Origin of the sequence: Salinibacterium sp. ZJ70 (assembly GCF_011751865.2) — a bacterium.
In the GTDB taxonomy this organism is placed as follows: Bacteria; Actinomycetota; Actinomycetes; order Actinomycetales; family Microbacteriaceae; genus Homoserinibacter.
This window is the reverse complement of record NZ_CP061770.1, coordinates 1-26,766: the sequence shown is the minus strand read 5'-3', so window position 1 is coordinate 26,766 and position 26,766 is coordinate 1. Positions and strand designations below refer to the sequence as shown.

The window sequence follows — 26,766 nt, the reverse complement described above, 5'->3', positions numbered from 1 at the left end:
GTGGCGACGATCCCCACAACGGCCGCCGTGTCTCACGTCGGCAAGGTGCGAGCGAACAACCAGGACTCCGGCTACCTCGGTCGCCACCTGTATCTCGTCGCCGACGGCATGGGGGGTCACGCCGGAGGCGATGTCGCCTCCGCGATCGCGGCGCAGCGCATCGCCGAAGCCGACATCCCGTACCCGACCGCCGAAGACGCCGTCATGGCGCTGCAGTCGGCGCTCATCGCCGCCAACGGCCTGCTCGCCGAGACGGTGTTCGAACACAACGAGCTCACCGGCATGGGCACGACCGTCTCCGCGATCGCGCGCGTCGGCAATCAGCTGGGCGTCGCCCACATCGGCGACTCTCGCATCTACCGCTTCCGTGCCGGCGAGCTGAAGCAGATCACGACCGACCACACGTTCGTGCAGCGACTCGTGGAATCCGGACGCATCACGCCCGAGGAGGCGGCTGTGCATCCGCGGCGAGCGGTGCTCATGCGCGTGCTCGGCGATGTCGATGCGTCGCCCGAGATCGACAGCGGCGTCGTCGACACCCTGCCGGGTGACCGCTGGCTGCTGTGCTCGGACGGCCTCTCCGGCTACGTCACCGACGAGAAGATGGCGCAGATCCTCGGCACGATCCGCACCGCCCAGGGCGCCGCGGATCGCCTCGTCAAGGAGAGCCTCGACAACGGCGCCCCCGACAATGTCACCGTCGTGATCGTCGACATCGACGACAGCGAAGGGGCCTCCGGAGCCGAGCCGATGTTCGTCGGATCGGCTGCGCGTCCTCTGGCCTTCGGACAGCAGGAGGTGGAGGTGCGCAAGCCCATCCGCCTCCCCACGCTGCTCCTGCACCCCCTCAAGGCGTCGCCTCCCGAGGATGCGCACTTCGAGCCCGAGAGCGAGAGCTACCTCGACGAGCTGATCGAAGAGGATCGCCTGAGGGCCCTCCGCCGCAAGATCATGTGGGGGGTCGCGGTCACTCTCGCCGCCGCCGCGATCGTGCTCGCCGGCTACCTCGGCTACCGCTGGACCCAGACCCATTACTTCGTGGGTGTCAGCAACGGCAATGTCGCCATCTACCAGGGCGTGCAGCAGTCGATCGGTCCGATCGAGCTGTCGAGCGTCTACCAGTCCACCGCGATCCGCATCGACGATCTGCCCGAGTTCCAGCGCGAACGCGTGCAGCAGACCATCAATGCCTCGAGCCTGAGGAACGCGCACGAGATCGTCGACCGCCTCTCCGCATCGGCAGGTGGGTGACGTGACGGCGATGACGAGCACCATCCGGATCCGCTTGCGGACGCCCGCGCGCCTGCGCAACCTCGAGCTGCTGCTGATCCTCGCGGCCCTCGCGATGGGCGCGATGGCCATCGCGCTCGTGGAGCTGGGGGCTGTCGGCGAGGTCCAGCCGGGGATCTTCGTCCTGGCGAGCTTCCCGGCGGCGCTCGTCCTCGTTCTGCACATCGTGGAGCGCATCGTCGCACGCGAAGCGGATCCGTTCATCGTGCCGATCGCGACGATGCTCAACGGCCTCGGAATCGCGATGATCCACCGCCTCGACATCGCCGAGAAGTACCAGGGCTGGGCGGCATTCGGCGTGCGTCAGATCGTCTGGACGAGCATCGCGCTCGTTCTCGCGATCGCGATCCTGCTTCTCGTGCGCAACCATCGCGTGCTGCAGCGCTACCGCTTCATCGCGATGTTCGTCGGAATCGTGCTGCTGGTGCTGCCGGCGCTTCCCGTGATCGGAGAGACGGGCGCGAACGCGGATGTCTGGATCCGTCTCGGCATCTTCTCGTTCCAGCCGGGCGAGCTCGCGAAGATCGCGCTCGCGATCTTCTTCGCGGGCTACCTCGTGACGGCGCGTGATTCGCTGTCGCTCGTGGGTCGGCGCTTCCTCGGGATGCAGCTGCCGCGCGCCCGCGACCTCGGCCCGATCCTCGTCGTGTGGCTGCTCTCGATGGGTGTCATCGTGTTCCAGCGCGACCTGGGCACGGCGCTTCTCTACTTCGGAATCTTCCTGGTGATGCTCTACGTCGCCACGGGGCGGGCGAGCTGGATCCTCATCGGTCTCACGCTCTTCGTCGGCGGCGCGTGGATCGCGAGCCGCGCCCTGCCGTACGTGAACGGCCGCTTCCAGAACTGGCTCGACGCGTTCAACCCCGAGATCTATTCGAAGTCGGGCGGCAGCTTCCAGCTGGTGCAGGGCATCTTCGGCCTCGCCGACGGTGGGCTCGTGGGCATGGGCCTCGGGCGCGGGCGTCCCGACATCGTGCCGCTCGCCGAGAGCGACTACATCATCGCGAGCCTCGGCGAGGAGCTCGGGCTCATCGGCCTCTTCGCGATCTTCGCGCTGTACATGATCTTCGTCGCCCGCGGGTTCCGGATCGCAGTCGCCGGCCAGGACGACTTCGGTCGCCTCCTCGCAGTGGGTCTGTCGTTCGTCGTGGCGCTGCAGGTGTTCATCGTCGTCGGCGGCGTGACCCGCATCATCCCGCTCACCGGTCTCACGACTCCGTTCCTCGCCGCGGGCGGTTCGTCCCTGGTGGCGAACTGGATCATCGTGGCGCTTCTGCTGCGGCTCTCGGATTCGGTGCGTCAGCAGCCGCACGTCGTCGTCGAGAAGGGGGCGTCCGCATGAACAAGGAGCTCCGTCGCGTCGGCACCCTCGTGCTCGGCATGTTCCTGGCGCTGTGCGTCTCGACGTCGCTCATCCAGGTGGTCGAGCAGCAGAACCTGCAGGCGGATGCGCGGAACACACGCACCCTCTACGCGAGCTTCTCGGTGGAGCGAGGCCAGATCATCGCCGGCGACGAGGTGATCGCCGAGTCGGTGCCGTCGGACGACCAGTACAAGTACCAGCGTGTGTACCCGCAGGGAGCCCTCTACGCCCCCGTCACGGGCTACTTCACGATCCACGGCGAGAACACCGGCCTCGAGGGCAGCCTCAACGACTTCCTCACCGGGCGCGCGAGCGAGCAGTTCCTCGACCGCCTCAACGGCGTGCTGACCGGCCAGAACCCCCGCGGGGCAACTGTTCAGACGACGATCGACCCGGTCATCCAGCAGGCGGCGTGGGACGCCCTCGGCGATCTGCAGGGCTCGATCGTCGCGATCGAGCCGAGCACGGGCCGCATCCTCGCTCTGGTGTCGAAGCCCTCGTACGACCCCAACCTGCTCGCCGGGCACGTGCAGTCCGTCGTCACCCAGAACTACGATGCCCTGCTCGCCGACCCCGCCGATCCGCTGCAGAACCGCGCGATCGGCGGCGACATGAACCCGCCCGGATCGACGTTCAAGGTGCTCATGACGGCGGCGGCGCTGCGCAATGGCCTCGCTCCCGACACGCAGCTTCCGAACCCGCCGGTGCTCACCCTCCCGGGTACGAGCACCAACATCACCAACTCGAACAGCGGCACCTGCGGCGGCGGCGAGACGGTGGCGATCAGGGACGCGTTCCGCCTGTCGTGCAACATCCCCTACGCGGAGCTCGGCGCGCAGCTCGGGTTCGACGCGATCTCCGAGACGGCCACCGAGTTCGGCTTCGACGACGCGGATCTGCGGATCCCGATGCGCGTCTCGCGCAGTGTGTTCCCCCAGCCGGAGAGCACGGCGCAGCTCATGCTGCAGTCGTTCGGCCAGGGCAACGTGCGCGCCACTCCGCTCGAGATCGCGATGCTCTCGGCGGCCGTCGCCAACGGCGGCGTGATCATGCACCCCACGCTCGTTCAGTCGATCACGGCAGCCGACCTGTCGCTCCTGGAGGAGTTCGAGGCGACGGAGTACCGCACCCCGCTGACCCCTGAGCAGGCGGCGAGCATGTCTCAGATGATGGTGTCGAATGTCGACAGCGGCTTCGCGAGCGGTGCGAGAATCAATGGTGTCGAGGTCGGAGGCAAGACGGGGACGGCGCAGAACGGCGCCGACGACCCGTACAGCCTCTGGTTCACAGGTTTTGCGCCAGCGAGCAACCCCCAGATCGCGATCGCAGTACTGCTTGAGGATGGAGCTGGACGAGGACAGTCCGGCTCCGGTAACGGGATCGCGGCTCCGATCGCGAAGAAGGTCATAGAGGCGGTGCTGAACAGATGAGACCCACAAGCGGGCTCACCTTCGGTGGGCGTTACCAGCTGTCGAACCGGATCGCGATCGGCGGCATGGGCGAGGTGTGGCAGGCCACAGACCTCGTGATCGGCCGCACGGTCGCCATCAAGATCCTCAAGGACGAGTATCTGGGCGACCCGGGCTTCCTCGAGCGCTTCCGCGCCGAAGCACGTCACGCGGCGCTCGTGAACCACGAGGGCATCGCCAACGTCTTCGACTACGGCGAGGAGGACGGCTCTGCCTTCCTCGTGATGGAGCTCGTGCCCGGCGAGGCGCTCTCGACTGTGCTCGAACGCGAGAAGGTGCTGTCGACCGATCGCGTGCTCGACATCATCGCCCAGACGTCGTCGGCGCTGCAGGCCGCCCACTCGGCAGGCCTGGTGCACCGCGACATCAAGCCCGGCAATCTGCTGATCACTCCCGACGGCCGCGTCAAGATCACCGACTTCGGCATCGCCCGCATCGCCGACCAGGTGCCGCTCACCGCCACCGGTCAGGTCATGGGCACGGTGCAGTACCTCTCGCCCGAGCAGGCGAGCGGGCACCCGGCGTCGCCGTCCACCGACATCTACTCGATGGGCATCGTCGCGTACGAGGCTCTCGCCGGCCGTCGGCCGTTCACGGGCGAGTCGCAGGTCGCGATCGCGATGGCGCACATCAACGAGCCGCCGCCCGAGCTGCCGAACACGATCTCGGAGCCCGTGCGCAACCTCGTGTACTCGGCGATCGCGAAGCGACCCGAAGACCGCCCGGCCACTGCCGCTCATTTCGCTCGCGCCGCGCAGGCTCTGCGCCGGGGGGATATCGCGGGCGCCGCCGCTGCTGTCCCCGGCGTGGCCGCGGGAGCGGCGATCGCGGGCAGCTCGACGGCCGCCACGCGCGTGCTCTCCACCACCGAGAGCGTGGAGGAGCCGACGACGGAGACCGAGACTCAGCGCAGTCCCTGGATGTGGCCGCTGATCGCGATCGTCTCCCTGCTCGCCGTCGCGCTCATCGCCATCATCATCGTCATCGCGGTGCAGCCGCAGCCCGAGCCGACCCCGACCAACACGACCACGGCCCCCGCGGCCCCGTCGACGACGACGGCACCTCCGAACACGACGACACCCACGCCCAACTCGGTGCGGGTGGATCGCGACGCCCTCCGCGGCCTCACCTTCGACGAGGCGGTCGCCGCGCTCGAGGCGCTCGACGCGGGCTTCTCGTACGACTCGAAGGTCGGGCCCGCGCCCGACTCACCTGGCAAGGCCGGCCGCGTGCAGGATGTGAGCCCGTTCGGCAACGTGCCCAAGGGCTCGAAGATCACGATCACCGTGTACGGGGAGTTCCCCACGCCGAGCGCCCCAGGAACGCCGACGGCGTCGCCGACCTCCGGTGCATCCGGCGACGAGATCGCCATCTCGTTCCCTAACTACTCCGGATGCCCTGCGAGCAATCCGCTCGAGTCGTACCAGTTCACGATCACGAACGCGACACCCGAGTCGCACACGGTGGCAGCGGGAAGTGCAACCACCTTCCCCATCGAGCTGGGAGCACCGGGGTCCTCGGCCACGGTGACCTACGTGGCTCGATGCGCGGGCGGGATCACCTCGAACGCGTCGTCGACCCTCAGCATCAGCATCACTCCGTAGGCTGACTCGTCGGCATGGTCCCACAGGTAGACTTCACGCGTGAATGATCAGGCGACATCAAGCGTGCGTACGCTCGCCGGTCGCTACCAGATCGGCGAACTCCTCGGTCGTGGCGGCATGGCCGAAGTGCATGAGGGTTTCGACACCCGACTGAGCCGCAAGGTGGCCATCAAGCTGCTGCGCCCCTCGCTCGCCACCGATCCGTCATTCCGCACCCGCTTCCGCCAGGAGGCCCAGGCCGCGGCGCGCATGGCGCACCCCACGATCGTTCGTGTCTTCGACGCCGGCGAGGAGACCGTCACGGGTCCCGACGGCCACGAGATGCAGCTGCCGTTCATCGTGATGGAGCGCATCGACGGCACCCTTCTCTCGACTCGCATCGCCGAAGGGCCGATGGACGCCGAGGAGGCGACCCGCATCACCGCGGGCATCCTCACCGCGCTCGAGTACTCGCACCGTGCAGGTGTCGTGCACCGCGACATCAAGCCATCGAACATCATGGTGCTGCGCAACGGCCAGATCAAGGTCATGGACTTCGGCATCGCCCGCGCCGTGTCGGAGTCGTCGGCGAACGTCGCACAGACGAGCGCCGTGCTCGGCACCGCCAACTACTTCTCGCCGGAGCAGGCACGCGGTGAGGTCGTCGATGCCCGCACCGATCTGTACTCGACGGGTGTCGTCCTCTACGAGATGCTCACCGGGCGCACTCCGTTCCGCGGAGACAGCGCGGTGGCCGTCGCGTACCAGCACGTCAGCGAGATGCCTCCGGCCCCCAACAGCATCAAGCCGTCGGTCTCGCCCGCGTTGAGCGCCGTGGTCATGCATGCTCTCGCGAAGGACCGCTTCGAGCGGTTCCAGAGCGCTGCCGAGTTCAAGAGCGATCTCGAGATCGCCGCCGGCGGCAAGATCCCCGACCACGCTCCCGCGACCGACGATTTCAACGCGACGCTGTTCGGCGTCAACCCCACGTCGACCGCCTCATCCGAGGCGACCCTCCGCCGCCTCGTGAATGACGAGAACCGCCCCGTTCGCACCCAGAGCCGACCCCCGGTCGCCTGGATCTGGGCGGGCGTCACGATCATGGCGGCGATCATCATCGCGGCGATGGTGTGGGTGTTCAACCTCACCCCCACGACGCTCGTCTCGACCGGCGCCTCCGTGACGGTTCCGGATGTCACGGGGCAGCGCGCCGCCGACGGCATCGCCCAGCTCACCGAAGCAGGGCTGCGCCCCGTCGCTGTCGAGCGTCCCAACCCGGACGTGCCTGAGGGACTGATCGTGTCTCTCAGCATCGAGCCGGGCACCAAGGTGAGCCCTCGGGAAGCCATCGAGGTCTACGTCTCGCTCGGTGCGCCGCAGGTCACCCTGCCGTCGCTCGTCTACATGAGCGAAGCGGATGCGCTCGCGAAGATCCAGGAGCTGGGTCTCGTGCCGGGAACCATCACACCGGACTACTCGCCGACCGTTGCGGGCGGTCAGGTCATGGGCATCACGATCGACGACGCCCAGTCGGTGCTGACCTCGCAGACGTCGGTGCGTGCGGGGGCGACCGTCAACCTCGTGGTCTCGAACGGTCTCGTGAACGTGCCTGACCTGAAGGGCCAGCCGATCGAGACCGCGCAGTCGACGCTGCAGTCGCTGCAGATCACGGTCAAGCTGTCGCCCAACCGCGACTGCTCGGGCAACGCCGTGACCACCCAGTCGGCCGCCGGCGAGATGCCTCAGCGCTCGACGGTCACGCTCGGCTACTGCAACGGCTGATCGTCCCGCGCCAGCTCGCTGAGCCGGGCCCGGTGGGATCGTTGCGGATCACGGCGCAGAGCGCCTCGGCACGGCGTGATCAGGCGAGCTTCACGAGCGGGCTGAGTCCGCGGGCGCGCTCCGCAGCCCCCGCGAGTCCGGCCGCCTCAAGCCAGTTGCCGAGCATCTGGTAGCCGCCTTCGGTGAGCACCGATTCGGGGTGGAACTGCACACCGAACATGGGCGCATCGCGGTGACGGAGCCCCATGATGATGCCGCCGTCAGTACGCGAGGTGACCTCGAGCTCGGCGGGAACCGTGCTGTCGACGACGGCGAGCGAGTGGTAGCGCGTGGCACGGAACGGCTGCGGCACGTTCGCGTAGAACTCCGAGTGGTCGTGGGTGATGAGCGAGGTCTTGCCGTGCATGAGCTCGTCGGCGTGCGTCACGGTGGCGCCCAGCGCCTCGGCGATCGCCTGGTGTCCGAGGCACACCCCGAGCAGCGGGGATCCGGTCTCGAGCGCGGCGTGCACGACGGGGATCGAGACGCCGGCGTCGGCCGGGGTGCCGGGGCCGGGTGACAGCAGCACCGCGTCGTAGTCGGCGATCCGGGAGGCCGCGTCGGAGGCGGTGAAGGAGTCGTTGCGCACGACCTCCGTCTCAGCGCCCAGCTGCAGCAGATAGCCGTCGAGCGTGTAGACGAAGCTGTCGTAGTTGTCGACGACGAGAACGCGCGTCATTCGATCACTGTCACTTCCTGCGAGCTGAGCAGCTGATCCACCCAGGGGAATACCCAGAATACGAGAGCGGCGAGCACTGCTGCCGCAAGCACGATGAGAAGCATCACCCGCACCCACCACGGGCCGGGCAGAACCCTCCACAGGGCTGCGTACATCAGCGGGTCCTCACTTGTTGACGGTGGCGGCGATCTCGGCGGGGGCGCCGTTGCCCACCGCCGACGGATCACGGGGGTAGAAGCGGTCGAAGAGGCCGTACGCGATGATGCGCTCCGAGGTGGTGTGCTCGGGGTTGCAGCTCGTGAGCGTGATGAACCGCTCGCCCTGCGCCGCGACCGTCATCTGCGGGACGGGGTTGAGCACCCCGATTCCGGTGGGCCGCACGTATTCGAGGTTGCGGAAGGAGTACTGGTACCAGCCCTCTGCGGTCTCGACGTAGATGTGATCGCCCAGACGCAGCTCATCGACGTAGTGCAGCGATCCGCCCTTGCCCATCCGGTGCGCGGCGAGGGCGAAGTTGCCCACCTCTCCGGGCATCTGCGTCGTCGGGTAGCGCCCGAGCCGACCCCGGTCGAGGACGGCGGCCGCGTCGACGCCTTCGGCGATCGTGCGGTAGTAGTCGGCACCCCAGCGCGGAACGATGAGCATGCCGAACTTGGCAGCATCCGCGGCGACGGCCGGAACGGGCGGGTTGAGCGCGATCTCGGGGAGCGGCTCGTCGGGGGCGGGCTCCTCCGTGGGCGCCGGCTCAACGGGTGTCCGGTCGGCCGCAGCCTGCTCGTTCCATTCCTGCGTCTGCTGCGCGGACTCCTGGCGCATCTCGTTGCCGATGATGAGCTCGCTGAGCCACAGCTGCCACCCGAGGAACAGCAGCACGACGACACCGCCCGTGAGGAGGAGCTCCCCGAGCACGCCGACGACGCTCGCGCGGCGGCGCGCCGTGCGGCGGCGCACCTGTTCCCGACGCTGGCGACGACCGGCGGGTCCAGCTCCGTCACTCTCCGCAGGGATCGACGGAGCGTCGTCCTGCAGGCTGTCCGGGAGGGCACTCATAGTCACGAGTCTACGGTTCCCCCACCTGCACCCGAGGGTGCTTCAGGGCATGCGCGGTATGATCTTCGGCATGGCTCGCCCCAATACCCGAATCAAGCCGTCTGACGACGAGACTCCGAAGAACGAGAACACCCCGAACCCGGTGTGGTTCAAGCCGGTGATGTTCGGCTTCATGCTTCTCGGCCTCGCGTGGATCCTGGTGTTCTACATCAGCCAGAACTCGCTGCCGATCCCGGAGCTGAAGGCCGGCAACATCCTCATCGGCTTCGGCATCATGTTCATCGGCTTCCTCATGACGACCCGCTGGCGCTGACCGGGATCACAGGAATTACACCCGTGTGATTCTGTCCACACTGTGGATGAACCTGTGGACAACGTTGTTCAAAGGTGTTCACAACTGCAGATAGCGAAGGCCCCCTCTCCCGTAGGACGAGGGGGCCTTCGCTGTGGAAATGTGGAATCAGAGGTTCGTCGCGATCGCGAGGATGATCATCCCCGCGAGCACCGCACCGATGATGAGGAACGGCGTCGACGGCTTCGACCTCGGACGCTCCGCGTAGTACGACAGCAGATACGCCGAGCCGGCGCCCGCAGCCGCACCGCCCAGGATGTACGGGAGCGAGTAGCCGCCGCCGATCGCGAGGTTGATCGCCACATTCAGCGCGAGCACGATGAGGATCTGGTTGCGCGCTGGCGGATACGACCACACCGAGACGGCGTACGCGCCGAAGAGACCGAACAGCGGAGCACCGAGGCCGAACGCCGTCGCACCGAAGATCACCATCGCCGCCGACCCGAACACCGCCGACGCGATGAAGATCAGGACGAACCTGCTGCGCCCGAGCGACTTCTCCACAGAAGGAGCGAAATACAGCCAGAAGAAGAGGCTGATCGCGAGGGAGAGGATGCTCACGAAGTTGAATGACGCCATCGTCGCGAACGGGGCTGTCGCGTAGCGCCACACCTGGAGCGACACCGAGGAGTCCTGCAAAGACACAGAGGGGTCCAGCAGCGACACCGAGGGGCTGGCCGCGAGGAGCAAGTGGACTCGGTTCTGCGTAAGGAGCCCCAGGACCCAGAGGGCGACAACGGCACCCGCGAACACCCAGCTGAGCGACGGGGCCGCACCATCCGGGCGGATCATCTGCGACAGCTTCGCGGCGAAGCCCGACTGCGGACGCTGGCGCGACGACTGGCGGCGGGCGGCCGCCTTCCGCTTCACCGGCTTGGTGTGGGTGGGCGTCCACGCCACAGAGCCGCCCGCTTCGGCGACGCATTCCGGGCACTGCACGCCCACGGGTGCCAGAATCTGGCACTCAGGGCAGATGGTGCGTCCGCAGCGCTGGCACAGGGTCCAGCTCTGACGGTCCGGGTGGCGATAGCAGACCGAGGGATCGGCGTCATGCATCTCGCCGAAGCGGGGTGTGCTCACAGGGTCTCGACGTCGATGCTCGTGATGACGACATCCTGGAGGGGCTTGTCGCGACCGTCGGTCGCCACAGCCTCGATCGCGTCGACGACGCGCTTGGACTCGTCATCGGCAACCTCACCGAAGATGGTGTGCTTGCCGTTGAGCCACGGGGTCGCCACCGTCGTGATGAAGAACTGCGATCCGTTGGTGCCGCGGCCCATCTGCTTGCCGGCGTTCGCCATGGCGAGGAGGTAGGGGGTGCTGAAGGCGAGTTCCGGGTGGATCTCGTCGTCGAACTGGTAGCCGGGGCCGCCGATGCCCTGACCGAGCGGGTCGCCGCCCTGCAGCATGAAGTCCTTGATGATGCGGTGGAAGATCACGCCGTCGTACAGGGGCTTGGTCGAGACCTCGCCCGTTCCGGGGTGCTTCCACTCCTTGGTGCCGGTCGCCAGGCCGACGAAGTTGTCGACGGTGACGGGGGCGTGATTGCCGAACAGGTTGACCTTGATGTCACCCATGGACGTGTGAATGGTCGCAACAGCGGTGGGAAGAGCCATTTCCCCATTGTTTCACAAGGGGCCCGTGGCAGGATGGGGAGACGCTCAACCGCAAACGGAGGACTCCATGGCCCTGTCCCGCAAGCGTCAGAAGGAACTGAAGAAGCTCAAGCGCTCCGCTGACGACCTCTGGACCCAGCAGCGTGAGGCGATCGAGCAGGCGAACTTCGTTCTGCGGGAGGCCACGCGCCAGGCCAACGCACTGGCACGCGAAGAGGTCGTCCCCCGTGTCCAGCATGTCTACGAGGACCGCGTCCAGCCGGTCGTCGCGGGCGGCGTCGCGGGAGTGCGCTCCGCAGGCGGCGCGGTGAAGGACAAGGTCGTCGGCGACGTGCTCCCCGCACTCTCCGGTGCCATCGGATCCGCCATCGCCGTTCTCGAGGCCGCGCGCAACCCGCGCGTGCGCGAGGTCGTGCGCTCGGCCGCCCGCGCGGGCAACCGGGTCGCACCCGCGATCGTTCCGGCGCCCAGCCGTCGCGGTCCCGGCCCCGCCACCTACATCGCGATCGGACTCGGCGTCGTGGCCGTCGTGGGTGTCGCATACGCCGCCTGGCAGACGCTCCGCGCTGACGAAGACCTGTGGATCGAAGACCTCTCGGACGTCGGCGCGATCGACGCCGGAGATGACGAAGACGAGTTCTGAGCTCGCATCTTCTCCCGACGGCGCCCCGCTGATTCGCTCAGCGTGAGGCGCCGTCGGCGTATCCAGGCTGCGTAGCCGTCGTGGCAGGATGGGCTCGCCACCCGAACCCGGAGGTCGCCGTGACTCAACGCCCTGGCCGTCCCGCATGAACGATTCCATCCCGCTGTCCGAGCAGAACTGTGTGAACTGCGGCTCGACCGAGCTCCGCCAGGACACCAATGGGGTCTGGCACTGCCTCTACTGCCGCTCGACCTTCCGTGCCGACGATCCGGCGATGATCGTCGTGGACACCCCCAAGGCGCAGGAGGCGAACGAGAACGTCATCGACACGGGTGACCTGTTCACGTTCGATCAGGAGCGCACCCTCTCGGCGCACCTGCGCCGCATCCGCGACGAACACGATGTCGTGGTGGTCGTCGAGACGGTCAACACGATCACCCAGAACGCGGAGCTGTACGCGCGCACGCGCGCCCATGAGCTGGGTGTCGGCGACGCGGACAAAGACAACGGGCTCTACATCCTGATGGTTCGCCAGCCGCGCCGAGTGCAGGTGGTCGCCGGCAATGGCATCGCGCCGCACCTCAACGGCGAGACCATCACACGGATCGTGCAGGGTGTCTTCATCCCCACCTTCAAGGCGGGCGATCTGGTGAAGGGCCTGAGCGATGGAGCCGACGCGCTCGTCGAGACCTACCTCGCCAATCACTCCGGTCGCGTCTCCGACTACACCCCCCGCGCGATGGCGAACACGTCCGGTGGTGCGACGGCGCGCGGATCAGGCGGCACGAGCTGGGGCGGGTGGATCTTCTTCCTCATCGTCGGGGGTCTGCTGCTCTGGGCGCTCTTCGCGGGCCTCGGAGGCTCGGGTGGAGGCGGCGGATCCGACTTCTCGGGCGGTGACGACTCGAGCTGGAATTGGGATTCCGGCGGCGGCAGCGACTGGGACAGCGGCGGCGGTTCCGACTTCGGTGGAGGCGGCTTCGACAGCGGCTCGTCCGGCGGAGGCGACTGGTAACCCCCGAACACGGTCACCGAACGACGATGGCGCCCGTCCCCTTCGCGGGGGCGGGCGCCATCGTGTGTGCGCGGATTACAGCCAGACGAACGGCACTGTCGCCGAGATGACGATGGATCCGACGAAGACGACGGTTCCGATGCCGATGAGCAGCAGCTTGGTGCGCTCGCGGCGCACGACCGCGGCGACACCGAGGAGGAACAGCGTGATCGCCATGAGCGTCGCGGCGAGGGTCTGACGGTCGCCGTGGCCGTTGGCCTCGTCGCCGGCCGCGAGGGACGCCGCGGCCTCGTCGTTCTTCTCAGCCCACCCGCTGAACAGGCTGTGCTGGTAGTCCTCGTCGTCGAGCGGGCTCGTGTAGTACTCGGGGTCGGCGGCGTTGGCGGCATCCGCTCGTTCGATGGCGACGCCGAACTCCTCGGAGACGTTCATGAAGTACAGGGTCTCGAGCGACTCGGCGGCCACGGCATCGCCAGCGTCCGCCTGGATGCGCAGCTCGGTGAGGCGCGCGAGGGTCTGCGTGTCCTGCATGTACTGCTGGTTCGCCTCGAGGTAGAGCGACTCGGCCTCCGTCTGCGCCTTGCCTCCCACGCTGTAGCTCGACGCCTGGTTGCCGTCGTAGAGGGACGACTGGAACGTGGCGTACGCGGTCGCGATGGAGACGATGCCGAGGAGAATCACGATGAGCAGCTCGATCAGGTAGCTGCGGTGGCTCTCGGGGGCGTCGTCGGTCTCAGTGAGTGCGGTGGTTTCGGTCACGTCAACACGGTATTCGTCCCCTGGACACTGTCCAGGCAATCGTGCTCCCCCCGTTCGCGTGCTGGAACGAGGGGTTCACCCAGCTATCCGCTCCAGACGCGACCCAGCATGCGGCGGATGTCGCCCACGGGAACCGCACCAGGCTGAGCGGCGTCGAGGCCGTCCGCCGCCTCGATGATCGCCGCGGTCGCCGCACGGGCGAGCGCACGGTTCGCTGTGGCCACGAGACCGAGGGCTTCTGCATCCGCGAGCACGTCATCCAACCAGTCGCCGAGGCCGTCAGAGGTGCTGCTGCGCAGCTCGGGGCGCCGAGCCAGCAGATCACGCATCCGCGAGAGCGCGGCGTCGAGAGCGGACCAGAACCTGTCGGCATCCGCATGCCGCTCCCATGCACCGACGGCGTCAGCCACCGCATTCCCCGCTGCGTCGGTGGCCGCGCGGATCACATCGTCGCGCCCGTCGAAGTAGGTGTACAGCGCTGAGCGCGAGATCTCCGCCTCGTCGGCGAGCTGCCCGAGCGAGATGCCGTCGAGTCCGCGATCGGCGATGTGCCTCGCGGCGACCGCGAGGATGCGACGGCGCTCCTCGAGGGCGAGCCGTTGGAAACGGGGGAGCGGCACGCGGTCGAGAGTACATGCTGTGTACACAGGTTGTCCACATGTGGAGAACCCGGGGACGCTTATGCGGCCAGCCCCGGAGCGGGCATCATGCGGAGCGAGCACAAGGAGACGCCCCCGCCGCATCCGCCTCATGAACGACTACGCCGCGGGCTTCTCGCTCTGGGATGACATCGAGGGCGGGCTCGAGCCCGACGCTCTTCCCCTGGACGCGGAGCTGGTGCGTGACCTGTTCAGCTGCGCGCGCGTGTTCGAGAACCACTTCGACCGGGACGCCGGGTGGGATGACGAGGCTGCAGCCGCAGGTCGGCGCGGGTCACGAGGTGGAGCTGGTGCTGTGGGAGCACGAGACGGCAGCCGACACGGCCGATGAAGCGAAGTGGTGGAGCCTAGGGGAATCGAACCCCTGACCTCCTGCTTGCAAAGCAGGCGCTCTACCAATTGAGCTAAGGCCCCGTACGACGATCCAGCTTACCCCGTTCGGGGAATCCCGTCGTGCCATGGCAGGTTGGAGTCACTATGGCGCGATTCGTTCAGTACACGCAGTTGGGTGGCCCCGAGGTGCTTCATGTGGTGGAGGGTGAGATGCCCTCCCCTGAAGCTGGCGAGGTCGTCGTCGAAGTGAAGGCCGCGGGCATCAACCCGATCGACGCGAAGCTCCGCGATGGGCGTCGAGCCAGCAGCCCGATCACCGCCCCGCGCACCGCCGGTCTCGATGGCGCAGGCGTGATCGTCGCGGTCGGTGAAGGCGTCGACGGATGGGTCGAGGGCGACGAGGTGATCGTCACGAAGGGCCGCGGCACGTACGCCACCCACGTGTGCGTGCCCGTCGACGGACTCACCCGCAAGCCCGGCGCCCTCAGCTGGGCGCAGGCCGCCGGTCTCGGCATCCCCGCCGGCACCGCGTACCAGGCGCTGCGCTCTCTCGGCGTGACCGAAGGGATGACCGTGCTCGTGCACGCGGCATCCGGATCGGTCGGTCAGGCGGCGGTGCAGTTCGCGCGGGAGCTGGGCGCGACGGTGATCGGCACGGCGGGCCCCGCAAATCAGGAGCGGGTGCGCCAGCTGGGCGCCATCCCGACCGTCTACGGCGGGGGGCTCGTCGAGCGGGTGCATGCGATCAGCCCCGCAGGTGTCGATCGTGTGCTCGACGCCGTCGGCACCGACGACGCGATCCGGGCCTCGTTCGAGCTGGTCGATGACCGCTCCCACATCGGCACGATCGTGCGCGGTGCGGATGCCGACAGCTGGGGAATCCAGGCATGGTCGGGCGGCAGCCCGCACCCGCTCACCGCCGAGCAGGAGGCCTGGCGTGCGGAAGGAATCGCCCTCGCGGCGCAGCTCGCCGCCGAGGGACGCTTCGACGTGGAGATCGCGCGCGCCTTCCCGCTCGACGCCGTGGTCGAGGCGACGGAGCTCGCGGAGCAGGGCAGCGCGCGCGGCAAGATCGTGCTTCTGCCGTAGACCCGTGGAACGACGAAAGCGCCGCAGGAATCCTGCGGCGCTTTCGTGTGGATGGTGGGGCTACCAGGACTTGAACCTGGGACCTCTTCGTTATCAGCGAAGCGCTCTAACCGCCTGAGCTATAGCCCCGAGAGAGGATCCGTTCGTCCCCGAACGGCCTCAGCTACAGTACCTCACGATTCAGCGAGGAACCAAAACGGCCGAACGCTCAGCTGTTCTGGAAGCCGACGAGCAGGCCGCCGGTGATGCGCACACTCAGGTTGTAGAGAAGCGCTGCGATCGCGCCGAGGATCGTGCCCGTCACGGTGTTGACGAGCGCGACCACGAACGAGAACAGCATGACGTTCCCGATGCCGAACGAGTTCGTGATCGAGAACTGCTCGTTGCCGAGAATGTCGACCAGGAGCGAGTCGAGGTTGTTGAAGATGCCGGTCGAGTTGAGCACGATCCAGACGAGCGCCGACGCAACCACCAGCACGATGCCGAGGCACAGCCAGATCAGGAAGCTGAGCTTCACGACCGACCAGAAGTCGATGTAGACGAGCTTCAGCCGGACCTGCTTGGCCGCACTGTTGCGGTGCTCCTTGCGCTGGAGCTTCTCGGCGACACTGCTCATGCGTTCTCGTCCTTCTGGGTCTCGGGGGAGGCACCCTCCGCGTCCTCCGCGGCTGCCTCATCGGCGTCGGCTGCGAGGTTGCGTTCGCTGTTCCGGGCGATGGCGATGATGCGGTCGTCTCCCGTGAGGTTGACGAACTTCACACCCATCGTGTTGCGGCCCTTGGCGGGCACCTCGGCCACGGCAGACCTTACCACCTTGCCGCTGGCGAGAACCGCGAGAACCTCATCGTCCTGTTCGACGATGAGAGCGCCCGCGAGGTCGCCCCGCGCCTCGGTGAGCTTGGCCACCAGGATGCCGAATCCGTTGCGCCCCTGGACCCGGTACTGCGACACCGCGGTGCGCTTGGCATAGCCGCCCTCGGTCACCACGAACACGAACGGGCCGTCGTTCACCTCGGCGTCGTCGTCGCCCTCGAGCGTCTCGTCATCCGAACCGCGGTCGACAACGGATGCGCTCAGCAGCGTGTCGTCATCGCGGAACTTCATGCCGTGCACGCCGGCGGTCGAGCGGCCCATCGGACGCAGCGACGTGTCGTCGGCGGTGAAGCGCAGCGACTGACCGTGACGCGAGACGAGCAGGATGTCGCTCGTCTCATCCACGAGCATCGCCGAGACGAGCTCATCGCCCTCGTTGAGGTTGATGGCGATGATGCCGCCTGTGCGGTTGGTGTCGAAGAGCGACAGTGCCGTCTTCTTGATGTAGCCGCCGCGCGTCGCGAGCACCAGGTACGGCGCCTGCTCGTAGTCGCGCAGGTCGAGGATCTGGGTGATCTGCTCGTCGGGCTGCAGCGCGAGCAGGTTCGCGACGTGCTGACCCTTCGCGTCGCGGCCGGCCTCCTGCAGCTCGTACGCCTTCGTGCGGTAGACGCGGCCCTTATCGGTGAAGAACAGGAGCCAGTGGTGCGTCGTCGTCACGAAGAAGTGCTCGACGACATCATCGGCGCGCAGCTGGGCGCCCTTGACGCCCTTGCCTCCGCGGTGCTGCGAGCGGTAGTTGTCGCTGCGGGTGCGCTTGATGTACCCACCGCGTGTGACGGTGACCACCATCTCCTCTTCGGGGATGAGGTCCTCGACGCTCATGTCGCCGTCGAAGCCGAACATGATCTCGGTGCGACGGTCATCGCCGAACTTGTGGGTGATCTCGGTGAGCTCGTCGGTGATGATGCCGCGCTGCAGCTCCTCGCTCGCGAGGATCGCCTGGTATCCGGCGATCTCCTTCTCGAGCTCGGCGAGCTTGTCCTGGATCTTCTTGCGTTCGAGCGCGGCGAGGCGACGCAGCTGCATCGCAAGGATCGCGTCGGCCTGCAGCTCGTCGATGTCGAGCAGCTTGATGAGGCCAGCACGCGCCTCCTCCACGTCGGGGGAGCGACGGATGAGGGCGATGACCTCGTCGAGCGCGTCGAGCGCCTTCACGTAGCCACGCTGGATGTGGGCGTCGGCCTCGGCCTTGTCGAGGCGGAACTGGGTGCGCCGCACGATCACTTCGATCTGGTGCGTGATCCAGTACGAGATGAAGCCGTCGATCGACAGGGTGCGCGGCACGCCGTCGACGATGGCGAGCATGTTCGCGCCGAAGTTCTCCTGAAGCTGGGTGTGCTTGTACAGGTTGTTGAGCACGACCCGTGCGACCGCGTCGCGCTTGAGGATGATGACGAGGCGCTGACCGGTGCGGCCGGAGGACTCATCGCGGATATCGGCGATGCCGGTGAGCTTGCCTTCCTTGACGAGGTCGGCGATCTTCACCGCGAGGTTATCGGGGTTGACCTGGTACGGCAGTTCGGTGACCACGAGGCAGGTGCGGCCCTGCAGCTCCTCGACGTTGACGACCGCGCGCATCGTGATCGAACCGCGGCCGGTGCGGTACGCATCCTGGATGCCCTTGATGCCGAGGATTTGCGCACCGGTCGGGAAGTCCGGTCCCTTGATGCGGGCGATGAGCGCTTCCTGCAGCTCCTCGCGCGTGGCATCCGGGTGCTCGAGTGCCCAGAGCGCGCCGGCGGCGACCTCGCGCAGGTTGTGCGGCGGGATGTTGGTGGCCATGCCGACCGCGATGCCGACGGAGCCGTTGACGAGCAGGTTCGGGAAACGCGCCGGCAGAACGGACGGCTCGCGGGTGCGGCCGTCGTAGTTGTCCTGCATGTCGACGGTGTTCTCGTCGATGTCGCGGACCATCTCCATGGCGAGGGGCGCCATCTTGGTCTCGGTGTATCGGTGGGCCGCGGCGCCGTCGTTGCCGGGGGAGCCGAAGTTGCCCTGCCCGAGTGCGAGCGGGTAGCGCAGCGACCACGGCTGCACGAGGCGCACGAGCGCGTCGTACACCGAGCTGTCACCGTGCGGGTGGAACTGGCCCATGACGTCGCCGATGATGCGGGTGCACTTGGAGAACCCGCGGTCGGGGCGGTACCCGCCGTCGTACATCGTGTAGATGACGCGGCGGTGCACGGGCTTGAGTCCGTCACGCACGTCGGGCAGGGCGCGCCCGACGATCACGCTCATCGCGTAGTCGAGGTAGCTGCGCTGCATCTCGAGCTGCAGGTCGACCTGCTCGATGCGGTCGTGATCCGGCTGCTGCTCGGTCGTGGTCTCGTCTGCCATGGGTCTCTTTCTGAATGGCTGCGGATCGGGATCAGGTGGGGGTGCGATCGATCCGCGTTAGATGTCGAGGAAGCGGACGTCCTTGGCGTTCTGCTGAATGAAGGTGCGGCGCGCATCGACGTCGTCGCCCATGAGCGTCGAGAAGATGCTGTCGGCCATCGCCGCATCGTCGAGGGTCACCTGGCGGAGTGTGCGGGATGCCGGGTTCATCGTGGTGTCCCACAGCTCCTGGTGGTTCATCTCACCGAGACCCTTGTAACGCTGCACGCTGTTCTCCTTCTGGAGACGCTTGCCGGATGCGAGCCCGGACTCCAGAAGTGCGTCGCGCTCCCGATCCGAGTACACGTACTCGTGATCGGAGTTCGTCCACTTGATGCGGTACAGCGGCGGCTGCGCCAGGTACACGTAACCCATCTCGATGAGGGGTCGCATATAGCGGAACAGCAGGGTGAGCAGCAGGGTCGTGATGTGCTGGCCGTCGACGTCGGCATCGGCCATGAGCACGATCTTGTGGTAGCGGGCCTTCTCGCCGTTGAAATCCTCGCCGATGCCGGTGCCGAACGCGGTGATCATCGCCTGGATCTCGGCGTTGCCGAGTGCGCGGTCGAGGCGCGCCTTCTCGACATTGAGGATCTTGCCGCGCAGCGGCAGGATCGCCTGCGTCTCGGGGTCGCGGCCGGTCTTGGCCGAACCACCGGCGGAGTCACCCTCGACGAGGAAGATCTCGGAACGCGACGGGTCCTTGCTCGAGCAGTCGCTGAGCTTGCCGGGCATGCCGCCACCTTCGAGGAGGCCCTTGCGGCGGGTCTGCTCACGCGCCTTGCGTGCGGCGATGCGGGCGGTCGCCGCCTGAATCGCCTTGCGGATGATGTCCTTGGCCTGCACGGGGTTGCGCTCGAACCAGTCGCCGAGCTGGTCGCCGACGACGCGCTGCACGAACGACTTCGCCTCGGTGTTGCCGAGCTTGGTCTTCGTCTGTCCTTCGAACTGCGGCTCGCTGAGCTTCACCGAGATGACGGCGGTGAGACCCTCGCGCACATCATCTCCGGAGAGGTTGTCGTCCTTCTCCTTGATGATGCCCTTCTCACGGGCGTACTTGTTGACGAGCGTGGTGAGCGCGGCGCGGAAACCCTCTTCGTGGGTTCCACCCTCGTGGGTGTTGATCACGTTCGCGTAGGTGTGCACGCTCTCGGTGTACGAGGTGGTCCACTGCATCGCGACCTCGAGGGCCATGTGGCGATCAGTGTCCTCGGCCTCGAACGAGATGATCTCGGGGTGGATGACCTCGGTCTTCTTCGCCGAGTTGAGGTACTCGACGTAGTCGGCGAGTCCGTTCTCGTAGTGGAACGACTCGTGACGGAAAGCTCCCTCGTCGTCGACCTGACGCTCGTCGGTGATCTCGATGCGCAGGCCCTTGTTGAGGAACGCGGTCTGCTGGAATCGGTTCCGCAGCGTGTCGTAGTCGTACTCGACGGTCTCGAAGATGTCGCTGTTCGGCCAGAAGGTGACGGTGGTTCCCGTGACGTCGGTCGCCTCGCCCTGTGCGAGCGGCGAATCCGGCACACCGTCGTGGAAGCCCATCGAATACACGTGACCCTGGCGACGCACCTCCACCTCGAGGCGGTGCGAGAGCGCGTTGACCACGGAGCTGCCGACACCGTGCAGACCACCCGAGACGGCGTAGCCGCCGCCGCCGAACTTTCCACCGGCGTGCAGAACGGTGAGCACGACCTCCACGGTGGAGCGCTTCTCGATCGGGTGCTCGTCGACCGGGATGCCACGGCCGTTGTCGACGACGCGCACGGCGCCGTCGGCGAGGATCGTCACGCTGATGGTGTCGCAGTAGCCGGCGAGAGCTTCGTCGACGGAGTTGTCGACGATCTCATAGACGAGGTGGTGGAGACCGCGCGGACCCGTGGATCCGATGTACATGCCCGGCCGCTTGCGAACCGCTTCGAGACCTTCGAGTACCTGGATGGCTTCGGCGCCGTAGTTGTCGGCGGCGGGACGCGAAGTGGAGGAATTCATGTAGGGGTGGGCTCCTGTGGGTCGTGATCACGCCCCCCGAAACGGGGTCACGAGAACATCTCGATCCTACCGCAGGGCGCTTGATGAAACCTGCCTAATCGCGCCTGTGCGGCCCGTTTCGCGCCCGGTAGACCAGATTTGTCGTCTCAGCCGTAAGTATCGCGAGGGCCACGCCCTGGAATCACGCGTGGGCCCCGTTTCCACGAGGGGGTGTCCGGTCCGATGAAACGCACCGACTCGATGCCCGCGGCGGGATGCTGGTCGGCGATCGCCGCCAGCACCATGCTGCGCATCGAGCGGAGCTGCTGCGCCCAGGCGGTCGAATTGCACTTCACGGTGAGCAGGCCGTCCTCGACCGACACCGGCTCCGCGTGCGCGGCGATGTCATCTCCCACGAGCCGCGGCCAGGCGACGAGCAGCTCGGACTTCGCAAGAGGCGACGACCATCCCATCGTCTGGGTCAGCCGTTCCAGCACATCGTCGATGCCCTTCGGATCGCGGCCCAGCCCGTACGGAACCGTCGTCTCGTCGCGCGCGGCCGCCTGTCGCCGGCGCGCATCGCGCGAGGTGGCCATCGGCTGGCCGAAAACCGCGCGGATCCGCCGATAGACGGCGATGTGCTCGGGTTCGCGCCGCTCGCTCACGACTCCTCCTCGACGATGCGACCCGCCTGGATGCGCACCCGGTGCGCGGCGAGAGGCTCAGGGACATCTTCCTCCACCGCCGCCGTGATGAGCACCTGCTCGTAATCGTGCACCGCCTCCGCGAGCCGGGCTCGTCGGGTCGCGTCGAGCTCGGCGAACACATCGTCGAGGATCAGCACGGGGTCGCCGGCAGGCGACTCGGCGCGCAGCAGGGCCGCAGAAGCGAGCCGCAGCGCGAGGGCGAAGGACCACGATTCGCCGTGACTCGCGTACCCCCTCGCGGGCAGCCCGTTCAGCCGCAGGAGCAGATCGTCGCGATGCGGACCCGAGAGCGTGAGCCCGCGATCGAGCTCCGCGCGTCTGTTCCGCGCGAGAGATGCCGTGAATGCGGCGGTCGCCTCCGCGGCGTCGATCTCGGATCGCACCGTCGCGTCGTTCACCTCGAATTCGTCATCCGGGCGCGCTCCGAGAATCGACAGCTCGCTCGCGAGCTCAGCCGCGTGCCCATCCCCCGCGATCGTCGCGTACGCCTCGGCGACGAACGGGCGCAGCGCCGAGACGAGCTGTCCACGCGCCTCGATGATCTCCGACCCCAGGTCGACGAGTCGCTCATCCCACACATCCAGCGTCGACAGCTGCGACGCCGACACCCGCGACGCCCGCGCAGACTTGAGCAGGGTGTTGCGCTGCTTGAGCACACGGTCGTAGTCGCCGAGCACCCCCGCCATGCGCGGCGTCAGCTGCACGAGCAGCTGATCGAGGAAACGCCGCCGACCGGAGGGCTCGCCCCGCACGATCGAGAGATCTTCGGGGGCGAAGAGCACGACGTGCACGTTCCGCGGAAGATCCCGCGGCTTCGCGGGAGCGCGATTCACCTGGGCCTTGTTCGCGCCCTGCTTGTTGATCTGCAGCTCCACGAGAACCTGTCGACCGGCGTGCTCGAGCCGTGCGCGCACGATCGCTGCGTCGCAGCCCGCGCGGATGAGGGCCTGATCCGACGACACGCGATGCGATCCGAGGGTTGCCAGGTAGTTGATCGACTCGACGAGGTTCGTCTTGCCCTGGCCGTTGCGGCCGACGAGCAGATTGGGCCCCGGATGCAGGGCGAGGGAGGCCGACTCGTAATTGCGGAAGTCGGCGAGCTCGAGATGTGCGACGTACACGACGACGTCAGGAAGAGCGGACTGCGTGCCCGCCGAACTGCTTGCGAAGGGCCGCAACCGCCTTCATCGACGGGGAGTCCTCCTGACGGGAGACGAACCGCGCGAAGATCGAGGCAGAGATGGTGGGAACGGGAACCGCGTTGTTGAGGGCCTCCTCGACGGTCCATCGACCCTCGCCGGAGTCCTCGACGTAGCCCTCGATGTCGGCGAACTCGGGGTCCTCCTTGAGCGCCTTCACGAGCAGCTCGAGCAGCCAGCTGCGCACGACGGTTCCGCGCTGCCAGGCCTGGAAGACACCGGGCACATCGTGGATGAGCTCGTTCTTGGCCTCGAGGAGTTCGTATCCCTCGGCCCATGCCTGCATGAGCGCGTACTCGATGCCGTTGTGCACCATCTTCGCGTAATGGCCGGCGCCGACGCCGCCCGCGTGCACGAATCCTTCTTCGCGCGGACCCTCAGGGCGAAGGGCATCGAAGACCGGCATCGCACGCTCGATGTCGACGGCATCGCCGCCGGCCATGAGGCCGTAGCCGTTCTCGGCACCCCAGATTCCACCCGAGACGCCGCAATCCACGTAGTGGATGCCGTTTTCTGCGAGGAGCGCGGCATGCTTCGCGTCCTCGGTGAACTTGGAGTTGCCGCCCTCGATCACCAGGTCGCCTGGGCTCAGCACCTGAGCGAGATCGGTGATGACGCCTGTGGTGATCGCACCCGACGGAACCATGACCCACACGATGCGCGGGCCAGGGACCGCGGCAGCAAGACCGGTGAGGTCGGGGACATCCGAGACCGCGGGGTTCGGGTCATAGCCGGTGACCTCGATGCCAGCCGCACGAAGCCGGATGCGCATGTTGTTTCCCATTCGGCCGAGGCCGACGAGCCCGATGTGCATGCGCATCCCTCCGATCCGCGCGAAGCGCGTCGCGAAAATTTTTCTCAGCGGAGCAGCAGGTTCGGCTGCAGCAGGTACTTGTAGTTGTCGGATCCGGGCTGGTCGCGCGAGGACTGACTGGTGATGAGCACGGGGCCGGGCTTGTTCGGGTTCTCGGTCTTCGTGAACGAGATGCGCACGAACTCGGAATGAACGGCTCCGAGACCATCGAGCAGGAACGACGGCTTGAGCGAGACGACCGTGTCTTCGCCGACGAGGTGGGCGTCGATCGTCTCGGATGCCTGGGCCTGCTCGGAGCCGGCGGCCTCGAGGGTGAGCCCGTCGATCGAGAAGCTGAATCGCAGCGCCGCTTCGCGCTCGAGGACGAGCGACACACGCCGGGTCGCCTCGATGAGCTCCGCCGTGTTGAGCACGGCATAGTTCTCGACGGTCTCGGGGAAGAGTCGCTTGACGGGAGGGAAGTTGCCCTTGATGAGCAGCGACGTGACCGTGCGCTTGTCGGCCTTGAACGCGATGAGCTCACGGTCGTCATCGGAGACGATCGAGACGCCGATCGTGCCCGAGTGGGCGAAGGTCTTGCCGATCTCGGCGAGCGTGCGCGCCGGGACGAGCGCGGTCGCACCGGCGGCCGAGCTGGAACCGGAATCCCAGTCGATCTCACGTACGGCGACGCGATACCGATCTGTGGCGACGAGCGACAGGCTGTTGTCGCCGACCTCGAGCTGGACACCCGTGATGACGGGCGTCACGTCGTCGCGGGACGCGGCGACAGCGACCTGGGAGACGGCGGATGCGAACTCCTCCGCCGGGAGCACACCGGTCTGCTCATCCACGTGGGGGAGTGTCGGATACTCCTCGACGGGCATGCTGAGCAGCGTGAAGCGCGCAGATCCGCAGCTGACCAGGATCTTTCCGTCGACGGTCTCGAAGACCACAGGTGCGTTGGGCAGCCGACTCGCGATGTCGGCGAGAAGGCGACCGGACACCAGCGCAGTGCCGGCGATGTCGACCTCCGCAGCGATCTCGGTGCGGCTTGAGACCTCGTAGTCGAAGGACGACAGCGTCAGTGCGCCGTCGGTCGCGTCGAGCAGGACGCCGCTGAGGATCGGCTGCGTCGTGCGCTGCGGCAGAAGCTTGACTGCGAACGACACCGCCTCGCTGAAGACGTCGCGATTCACCTGGAACTTCACGCGTCACTCCTGTCTGGGTCTCGAGAGGGTTCGCACGGGTTTCGTGTTCAACGATCTTGGCACGGACTCGGGCGGTCTCGGTTATCGGGCGGCGAAGAGATAAAAGAGATCTGTAATTGTATTAACGCCTGTGGAAACTGTGGACAACTCTCGCGGAGCCAGGTGAGAGCAGGGAACTACACGCGTGGAAGTTGTGAGTCGGCTGCGGAATCAGAATGACAGGAATCCCGGGATCCGGATTTCATGGGATTCGTTCTCCACACCCGCGTCCGGCGAGTTCCACAGTCGCGGGGCGCGCTGTCCCGACCTTATCCACAAGCCATCCACAGTGTGGGGAGCGGGGGGTTTGCGCTCAGGTGGCTCTCAGGGTCGGTAGCGCTGGTCCTGTTTGATGCGCGATGTGAGCTCGGTCACCTGGTTGTAGATCGAGCGGCGCTCCTTCATGAGCTCCGAGATCTTCTTATTCGCGTACATGACCGTCGTGTGGTCGCGGTTGCCGAACAGCTGCCCGATCTTCGGCAGCGACAGGCTTGTGAGCTCGCGGCACAGATACATCGCGATCTGCCGAGCGGTCGCCACTGCCTGCGACCGCGACGAACCGTAGAGGTCGTCGACGGTGAGCTTGAAGTAGTCGGCGGTGTGATTGATGATGTCGACCGGCGAGATGACGTTGTCCTCGTCGAGCGTGATCAGATCCTTGAGCACCGTCTGCACGAGCTGCAGGTCGACGGGCGTCTTGTTGAGGTTGGCGAACGCCGTCACGCGGATGAGGGTTCCCTCGAGCTCACGGATGTTGCTCGAGACCTTCGTGGCCATGAACTCGAGGATGTCCTCGGGAACCTGCAGCCGCTCCGACTGCGCCTTCTTGCGAAGGATCGCGATGCGGGTCTCGAGATCAGGAGCCTGCACATCGGTGATGAGACCCCATTCGAAGCGCGAACGCATGCGGTCTTCGAAACCGGTGAGGTGCTTGGGCGCGACATCGCTCGTGATGACGACCTGCTTGTTGTGGTCGTGCAGCGTGTTGAAGGTGTGGAAGAAGGCCTCCTGCGTGGAGTCCTTGCCCTGCAGGAACTGGATGTCGTCGATCATCAGGATGTCGATCTCGCGGTAGCGGGACTGGAAGACCGACGCCCTGTTGTTGGCGATCGAGTTGATGAAGTCGTTGGTGAACTCCTCCGAGCTCACGTATCGCACCCGGATCCCGGGGTAGAGGCTCTCGGCGTAGTGGCCGATCGCGTGGAGGAGGTGAGTCTTGCCGAGTCCGGAGTCGCCGTAGATGAAGAGCGGGTTGTAGGCCTTCGCCGGCGCCTCCGCCACGGCGACCGCGGCTGCGTGAGCGAACCGGTTCGATCCGCCGATGACGAAGTTGTCGAAGTTGTACTTGGGGTTGAGGCGGGAGTCGCTGCGGCGGCCGAGTTCGATGATCGGGTTGACCTGCTCGATCGGGCTCTGCGGCGGCTGCTCGACCGTCTCCTCTGCGACGGGCTGCAGAACCGGCTGGATGTCGGGGTTCACGACGATCGCGAAGCTCGAGACATCCGTGCCGAGATCGGCGAGTGCTTCGAGAAGAGGAACCCGGATGCGCTGTTCGAGCATGCCGCGAGTGAGATCGTTCGGCACCTCGAGATAGATGGATCCGGCGAGCACGCCCTTCGGCTCGACCAGGTTGATGAACCCGTGAAGCTGGGGGGTGATGCGGTCATCCGCTGCGAGGCGCTCCTGGACGGCTGCCCACAGGGCCATCGTCGGGTCGTCGCGGTCCGTCATGATTCTCCGGTCGTCGTCTGGTTACTCACAGCCTTGTCCACACGGTGTCCTGAGTCCAATCCCTTGTGTTGACGGGAGAAAACGGGGGTATGTGGCTGACGACAACCTTAGTTGTGGACAGCTTTCTGTGGACAAGTCCTTCTCG

25 protein-coding genes and 2 tRNA genes are annotated in these 26,766 nt (G+C 66.8%); 10 read left to right on the top strand and 17 right to left on the bottom strand.

What is annotated here, in order from left to right; translation table 11 throughout:
• The 5 genes from HCR12_RS00135 to pknB are packed head-to-tail and all read left to right on the top strand — an operon-like array spanning position 1 to position 7,487.
• The gene (locus tag HCR12_RS00135) at positions 1-1,251 is read left to right on the top strand and encodes a PP2C family protein-serine/threonine phosphatase (RefSeq protein WP_166869584.1); all 1,251 of its coding nucleotides are present in this window, start codon (positions 1-3) and stop codon (positions 1,249-1,251) included.
• A gap of 10 nt (positions 1,252-1,261) precedes the next feature.
• On the top strand, positions 1,262-2,632 hold the full coding sequence (locus tag HCR12_RS00130; protein ID WP_166869585.1) for an FtsW/RodA/SpoVE family cell cycle protein: 1,371 nt from the start codon (positions 1,262-1,264) through the stop codon (positions 2,630-2,632).
• Entirely contained in the window at positions 2,629-4,083 is a 1,455-nt protein-coding gene (locus HCR12_RS00125; protein WP_166869586.1) for a peptidoglycan D,D-transpeptidase FtsI family protein, read from the top strand. The genes HCR12_RS00130 and HCR12_RS00125 overlap by 4 nt, the downstream gene beginning before the upstream one ends.
• Positions 4,080-5,726 (top strand): serine/threonine-protein kinase, encoded by a 1,647-nt coding sequence (locus HCR12_RS00120; RefSeq protein WP_166869587.1) that lies wholly within the window; start codon positions 4,080-4,082, stop codon positions 5,724-5,726. Before HCR12_RS00125 ends, HCR12_RS00120 begins: the two co-directional genes overlap by 4 nt.
• Positions 5,727-5,765: 39 nt before the next feature.
• Positions 5,766-7,487 carry a Stk1 family PASTA domain-containing Ser/Thr kinase gene (gene pknB / locus HCR12_RS00115; RefSeq protein ID WP_224763539.1) on the top strand — a complete coding sequence of 574 codons (1,722 nt, stop codon included), beginning with the start codon at positions 5,766-5,768 and terminating at the stop codon, positions 7,485-7,487.
• Between the two features lie 79 nt (positions 7,488-7,566).
• Here the strand turns inward: pknB and HCR12_RS00110 are convergent, their stop codons facing one another.
• The 3 genes from HCR12_RS00110 to HCR12_RS00100 are packed head-to-tail and all read right to left on the bottom strand — an operon-like array spanning position 7,567 to position 9,255.
• Positions 7,567-8,205 (bottom strand): anthranilate synthase component II, encoded by a 639-nt coding sequence (locus HCR12_RS00110; RefSeq protein WP_166869588.1) that lies wholly within the window; start codon positions 8,203-8,205, stop codon positions 7,567-7,569.
• Entirely contained in the window at positions 8,202-8,360 is a 159-nt protein-coding gene (locus HCR12_RS00105; protein ID WP_166869589.1) for a hypothetical protein, read from the bottom strand. The genes HCR12_RS00110 and HCR12_RS00105 overlap by 4 nt, the downstream gene beginning before the upstream one ends.
• A 10-nt stretch (positions 8,361-8,370) precedes the next feature.
• Complete coding sequence (locus tag HCR12_RS00100) at positions 8,371-9,255, bottom strand: class E sortase (RefSeq protein ID WP_166869590.1); 885 nt, start codon at positions 9,253-9,255, stop codon at positions 8,371-8,373.
• 70 nt (positions 9,256-9,325) lie between these two features.
• Between HCR12_RS00100 and HCR12_RS00095 the strand changes: the two genes are divergently transcribed.
• Positions 9,326-9,568 (top strand): cell division protein CrgA, encoded by a 243-nt coding sequence (locus tag HCR12_RS00095; protein WP_166869591.1) that lies wholly within the window; start codon positions 9,326-9,328, stop codon positions 9,566-9,568.
• 147 nt (positions 9,569-9,715) lie between these two features.
• Here HCR12_RS00095 and HCR12_RS00090 read toward each other — a convergent pair whose 3' ends face one another.
• Together HCR12_RS00090 and HCR12_RS00085 are read right to left on the bottom strand one after the other, a co-directional pair.
• Positions 9,716-10,687 carry a rhomboid family intramembrane serine protease gene (locus HCR12_RS00090; protein ID WP_166869592.1) on the bottom strand — a complete coding sequence of 324 codons (972 nt, stop codon included), beginning with the start codon at positions 10,685-10,687 and terminating at the stop codon, positions 9,716-9,718.
• Positions 10,684-11,223: a peptidylprolyl isomerase gene (locus HCR12_RS00085; protein WP_166869593.1), complete on the bottom strand. Its 540-nt coding sequence runs from the start codon at positions 11,221-11,223 to the stop codon at positions 10,684-10,686. Before HCR12_RS00085 ends, HCR12_RS00090 begins: the two co-directional genes overlap by 4 nt.
• 67 nt (positions 11,224-11,290) lie before the next feature.
• Here HCR12_RS00085 and HCR12_RS00080 point away from each other — a divergent pair, with 67 nt between their 5' ends.
• Entirely contained in the window at positions 11,291-11,866 is a 576-nt protein-coding gene (locus HCR12_RS00080; protein WP_166869594.1) for a hypothetical protein, read from the top strand.
• 145 nt (positions 11,867-12,011) lie between these two features.
• On the top strand, positions 12,012-12,881 hold the full coding sequence (locus HCR12_RS13730) for a TPM domain-containing protein (protein ID WP_166869595.1): 870 nt from the start codon (positions 12,012-12,014) through the stop codon (positions 12,879-12,881).
• Positions 12,882-12,956: 75 nt separating this feature from the next.
• Here the strand turns inward: HCR12_RS13730 and HCR12_RS00070 are convergent, their stop codons facing one another.
• Positions 12,957-13,640 (bottom strand): hypothetical protein, encoded by a 684-nt coding sequence (locus HCR12_RS00070; RefSeq protein WP_166869596.1) that lies wholly within the window; start codon positions 13,638-13,640, stop codon positions 12,957-12,959.
• Positions 13,641-13,723: 83 nt separating this feature from the next.
• Positions 13,724-14,260 carry a TetR/AcrR family transcriptional regulator gene (locus HCR12_RS00065; protein ID WP_166869597.1) on the bottom strand — a complete coding sequence of 179 codons (537 nt, stop codon included), beginning with the start codon at positions 14,258-14,260 and terminating at the stop codon, positions 13,724-13,726.
• 130 nt (positions 14,261-14,390) lie between these two features.
• Between HCR12_RS00065 and HCR12_RS00060 the strand changes: the two genes are divergently transcribed.
• A complete protein-coding gene (locus HCR12_RS00060; RefSeq protein ID WP_166869598.1) occupies positions 14,391-14,630 on the top strand; it encodes a hypothetical protein in 240 nt (79 codons plus the stop codon).
• 7 nt (positions 14,631-14,637) lie between these two features.
• Here the strand turns inward: HCR12_RS00060 and HCR12_RS00055 are convergent.
• Positions 14,638-14,713 (bottom strand) — tRNA-Ala (locus HCR12_RS00055).
• 129 nt (positions 14,714-14,842) lie between these two features.
• On the opposite strand from HCR12_RS00055, the gene HCR12_RS00050 reads away from it, so the two are divergent.
• Complete coding sequence (locus tag HCR12_RS00050) at positions 14,843-15,721, top strand: NADP-dependent oxidoreductase (RefSeq protein WP_224763537.1); 879 nt, start codon at positions 14,843-14,845, stop codon at positions 15,719-15,721.
• Positions 15,722-15,773: 52 nt separating this feature from the next.
• On the opposite strand, the gene HCR12_RS00045 is transcribed toward HCR12_RS00050, so the two are convergent.
• From HCR12_RS00045 to dnaA, 9 genes are all read right to left on the bottom strand, one after another.
• Positions 15,774-15,850, bottom strand: a tRNA-Ile gene (locus HCR12_RS00045).
• A 79-nt stretch (positions 15,851-15,929) separates the two neighbouring features.
• Entirely contained in the window at positions 15,930-16,337 is a 408-nt protein-coding gene (locus HCR12_RS00040; RefSeq protein ID WP_166869600.1) for a DUF3566 domain-containing protein, read from the bottom strand.
• Positions 16,334-18,934 (bottom strand): DNA gyrase subunit A, encoded by a 2,601-nt coding sequence (gene gyrA / locus HCR12_RS00035; RefSeq protein ID WP_166869601.1) that lies wholly within the window; start codon positions 18,932-18,934, stop codon positions 16,334-16,336. The genes HCR12_RS00040 and gyrA overlap by 4 nt, the downstream gene beginning before the upstream one ends.
• A gap of 57 nt (positions 18,935-18,991) precedes the next feature.
• Positions 18,992-20,962, bottom strand: coding sequence for a DNA topoisomerase (ATP-hydrolyzing) subunit B (gene gyrB, locus HCR12_RS00030; protein WP_166869602.1), 1,971 nt, complete (start codon positions 20,960-20,962; stop codon positions 18,992-18,994).
• Between the two features lie 146 nt (positions 20,963-21,108).
• Positions 21,109-21,606, bottom strand: coding sequence for a DciA family protein (locus HCR12_RS00025; RefSeq protein ID WP_224763535.1), 498 nt, complete (start codon positions 21,604-21,606; stop codon positions 21,109-21,111).
• On the bottom strand, positions 21,603-22,769 hold the full coding sequence (gene recF / locus HCR12_RS00020; protein ID WP_166869676.1) for a DNA replication/repair protein RecF: 1,167 nt from the start codon (positions 22,767-22,769) through the stop codon (positions 21,603-21,605). Before recF ends, HCR12_RS00025 begins: the two co-directional genes overlap by 4 nt.
• 7 nt (positions 22,770-22,776) lie before the next feature.
• The gene (gnd, locus tag HCR12_RS00015) at positions 22,777-23,661 is read right to left on the bottom strand and encodes a phosphogluconate dehydrogenase (NAD(+)-dependent, decarboxylating) (protein ID WP_166869678.1); all 885 of its coding nucleotides are present in this window, start codon (positions 23,659-23,661) and stop codon (positions 22,777-22,779) included.
• Positions 23,662-23,705: 44 nt separating this feature from the next.
• Positions 23,706-24,851: a DNA polymerase III subunit beta gene (dnaN, locus tag HCR12_RS00010; protein ID WP_166869603.1), complete on the bottom strand. Its 1,146-nt coding sequence runs from the start codon at positions 24,849-24,851 to the stop codon at positions 23,706-23,708.
• A 363-nt stretch (positions 24,852-25,214) separates the two neighbouring features.
• Complete coding sequence (dnaA, locus tag HCR12_RS00005; RefSeq protein ID WP_370589349.1) at positions 25,215-26,597, bottom strand: chromosomal replication initiator protein DnaA; 1,383 nt, start codon at positions 26,595-26,597, stop codon at positions 25,215-25,217.
• Positions 26,598-26,766: the final 169 nt, after the last annotated feature.